The organism is Aggregatibacter actinomycetemcomitans, assembly GCF_003130205.1.
GTDB lineage: Bacteria > Pseudomonadota > Gammaproteobacteria > Enterobacterales > Pasteurellaceae > Aggregatibacter > Aggregatibacter actinomycetemcomitans_A.
Genome location: NZ_NRDF01000029.1, coordinates 1 through 3,645 on the forward strand (window position 1 = coordinate 1; position 3,645 = coordinate 3,645).

The window sequence follows — 3,645 nt, forward strand, 5'->3', positions numbered from 1 at the left end:
GGCATAAAATAGTGTTTATTAAGGATTTTCTAAATAGAAAGAGTTGGTAAAACCAACTCTTTTGTCTACTATGTCTAAATGTAAAAATACCCACTATAATTACCGCACTTTTGTTTCGGTTTTCAGCATCCGTTAGTCGGATTTTTTCTGATTGTCTTTTGCCGCTTTCACAAAGCCTTCAAATAACGGGTGACCGTCACGCGGGGTGGAGGTGAATTCCGGGTGGAATTGGCAGGCAACGAACCAAGGGTGGTTCGGCACTTCAATGATTTCCACCAATTTTTTATCGGCGGATAAACCGGTGACTTTCAAACCCGCTTTTTCAATTTGCGGAAGCAAGACATTGTTTACTTCGTAACGATGGCGGTGGCGTTCTTCAATGGTTTCGGCGCCGTATAATTTGCGTGCCAGGCTGCCTTCCGCTAAATGGCATTTTTGTGCACCGAGACGCATAGTGCCGCCTAAGTCGGATTCGTCGTTGCGCACTTCGGTGTTGCCGTCGGCGTCTTGCCATTCGGTGATTAAACCTACCACCGGCTGTTCACAAGTGCGGTCGAATTCGGAGGAGTTTGCATGGCTCATACCGGCAACGTTGCGGGCGAATTCGATTAACGCCACCTGCATTCCCAAACAAATGCCTAAATATGGAATGTTGTTTTCACGCGCATATTTGGCGGTGAGGATTTTGCCTTCCACGCCACGATAGCCGAAACCACCCGGCACTAAAATGCCGTCCAAGCCTTTTAAAATTTCGACGCCTTTGGTTTCTACATCTTGCGAATCGATGTATTTAATGTTTACGGTTAAGCGATTTTTTAAACCTGCGTGTTTTAAGGCCTCATTCACGGATTTGTAAGCGTCCGGCAATTCGGTGTATTTGCCCACCATGCCGATGAGTACTTCGCCCGTCGGGTTAACTTGTTGATACAACACTTGCTCCCATTCGGATAAATCCGCTTCCAGGCAGGTTAAATGGAAACGATCGCAAATAAAATCATCTAAGCCCTGCGATTTCAACAACGCCGGAATCTGATAAATGGAAGACACATCTTTCAGGGAAATCACCGCGCGTTCTGGCACATTACAGAATAAAGCGATTTTGGCACGTTCGTTCGGCGGGATCATGCGGTCAGACCGGCAAATGAGTACATCCGGTTGAATGCCGATGGACAATAATTCTTTTGCAGAATGTTGGGTCGGTTTGGTTTTTAGTTCGCCGGCAGTCGGAATGTACGGCACCAAGGTTAAATGCATGAAAATAGTGCGCTCGCGACCAACCTGCACCGCGAGTTGACGCAAGGCTTCAAGGAACGGGAGCGATTCGATGTCGCCCACGGTACCGCCCACTTCTACAAGTACCACATCATGCCCTGCCGCGCCGTCAATAACACGAGCCTTGATTTCATTGGTAATGTGTGGGATCACTTGAATGGTCGCACCTAAATAGTCGCCGCGCCGCTCTTTGCGTAACACTTCGGAATAGATTTTACCGGTGGTAAAGTTATTGCGTTTGGTCATTTTAGTTCGAATAAAACGCTCGTAATGACCTAAGTCTAAGTCCGTTTCTGCGCCGTCTTGGGTAACGAACACTTCACCGTGCTGGGTCGGGCTCATGGTACCCGGATCAACGTTGATATAAGGATCGAGTTTCATGATCGTGACGTTCAAACCACGCGCTTCTAAGATTGCCGCAAGCGATGCCGCCGCAATGCCTTTACCAAGCGAAGAAACCACACCGCCTGTGACGAAAATATAATTGGTAGCCATAAGAAACCTATATTGTTGCTATTGGGATGGATGGAAAAATTAGGATAAATATAATCTATCAAGACGGGAGCATAGTTTACAACAAAGACAGGATTAACTCAATCTTCGCACGGGTGAATTATGGTAAAAGTGCGGTCATGACTCACTGCGTTTTGCATGATTTTATTACGAATCGTAAGGCTTTTGTAGTAAAATATCGCGGCTTTTTATCACAAGAGAAATTTATTATGTTTTCACGCAAAGATATTGTTGTTTTAGGGATGATGATTTTCGCGCTGTTTTTAGGCGCAGGAAACATTATTTTTCCACCTATGGAGGGCTACACCGCAGGGCAGCATTGGGCGATCGCCGCCTTAGGCTTTGTGCTCACCGGCGTATTAATGCCGTTTATCACGCTGGTGATTGTGTCGGTTTTGGGGCGTGGCGAAGAACTCACCCGCGATTTACCGAAATGGGCGGAAGTGCTGTTTTTAGCCACCTTATATTTGGTGATTGGTTCCACTTTCGCTATGCCGCGTATTACCAATGTCGCCTACGAAATGGCGCTGGTACCGTTGGAGATTGTAGTAGACACGCCGACGAACCACCTGATTTTCGCCGTGGTATTTAACATTATCGCCATGTTATTCATGTTAAAACCGAACACCATTATTTCCAGCGTAGGGAAATTTATGACGCCGGCGTTATTGGTGTTATTGGTAGTGGTTACGGTTGCCGTATTTATTTCCCCATTATCTGAGATCTCTGCGCCAAGCAAGGCCTATGCTGAGGGTTCTGTGCTAACTACAGGCTTAATCAGTGGATATCAAACCATGGATGTGTTGGCAGCGATCGCCTTTGGCGGCATCGTTGCCCGCGCGTTAAGCAGTAAAAATGTCACCGAACCGCATAAAATCATGCGTTACACCATTTTCGCCGGCTGTATTTCAGTGGTACTACTCGCTGCACTGTATTTTTCCTTATTCTATCTTGGTGCCACCAGTGATGCAGTAGCGCAAGGGGCAAGCAACGGCGGACAAATTTTCTCCCGCTATGTAGGTGTGTTGTTCGGCAAAGAAGGATCCTTGATTATGTCAGGCATCATTTTCTTAGCAAGTTTAACTACTCTTGTAGGTGTTACCAGCGCCTGCGCTTACTACTTTGCCAAATTTTCCAACCGCTTGCCGTATTCTTTCTGGGTCGTATTTTTTACCATCATGACTACCATCATTTCCGAAAACGGCTTAACCAAATTATTACAAGTGACCATTCCCGCCTTGTTATTAATTTACCCGGTGGCAATTATGCTGGTGGTGTTACAAATGGTGCGCGCCAAACTACCATGGGTGAAATTGACCTATAACGCCACCATCGCCGTCACCGTGTGTTTTAGTTTGTGCGACAGCTTGAATAACGTGGAATTATTGCCTGCTGGAGTAAAACGGCTTCTTGAAAATTTCCCGTTATATGAAAATGGGTTGGCGTGGTTAATTCCAGCGTTAAGCGTGATGATGTTGACTATTTTGGCGGGAAACATCGCGAAAGAATAACGGACGAATTTTTCCCCTGAAGAAAATTTATGCAAAAAATTCCTTGCATAACGTTTTTTCTTGGTTATATTCCAACCATCTTTTGATTAAAAGGGATTCATTATGTACTTAACCAACGCATTGCACCATCATCACCGTTTACCTGAATAATCTTTTGGGCATTCGGCGTGTTCGGGAGATAACTTCCGAGTATGAGTGAAATGCAGACATAATCAATCACCGTTTATAAACCCCTCGGAAGGCAACTTTCGAGGGGTTTTGCTTTTTTAGGTCTTGAATTTACAATCCAAGTGCAAAAAAGAAGAGTTCATAATAGTGTATAATTTTTGTTCCCAAACAAAAAACAAAC

Annotated in this window: 2 protein-coding genes and 1 other annotated feature; of the genes, one reads left to right on the top strand and one right to left on the bottom strand. The window is 45.2% G+C overall.

The annotated features are described in order from the left end of the window. Nucleotides 1–132: 132 nt before the first annotated feature. Nucleotides 133–1,767: a glutamine hydrolyzing CTP synthase gene (gene pyrG / locus DK423_RS10870; RefSeq protein ID WP_005559067.1), complete on the bottom strand. Its 1,635-nt coding sequence runs from the start codon at nt 1,765–1,767 to the stop codon at nt 133–135. Between the two features lie 26 nt (nt 1,768–1,793). On the opposite strand from pyrG, the gene brnQ reads away from it, so the two are divergent. Then, nucleotides 1,794–3,296: a branched-chain amino acid transport system II carrier protein gene (gene brnQ / locus DK423_RS10875; protein ID WP_005559065.1), complete on the top strand. Its 1,503-nt coding sequence runs from the start codon at nt 1,794–1,796 to the stop codon at nt 3,294–3,296. 125 nt (nt 3,297–3,421) lie between these two features. Further along, nucleotides 3,422–3,560, top strand: a sequence feature (His leader region). Nucleotides 3,561–3,645 lie beyond the last annotated feature (85 nt).

Bases quoted from the DNA above. Each gene is read 5' to 3' on its own strand.
- brnQ (WP_005559065.1), top strand. From the start codon at position 1,794: ATGGATGGAAAAATTAGGATAAATATAATCTATCAAGACGGGAGCATA.
- pyrG (WP_005559067.1), bottom strand. From the start codon at position 1,767: ATGGCTACCAATTATATTTTCGTCACAGGCGGTGTGGTTTCTTCGCTT.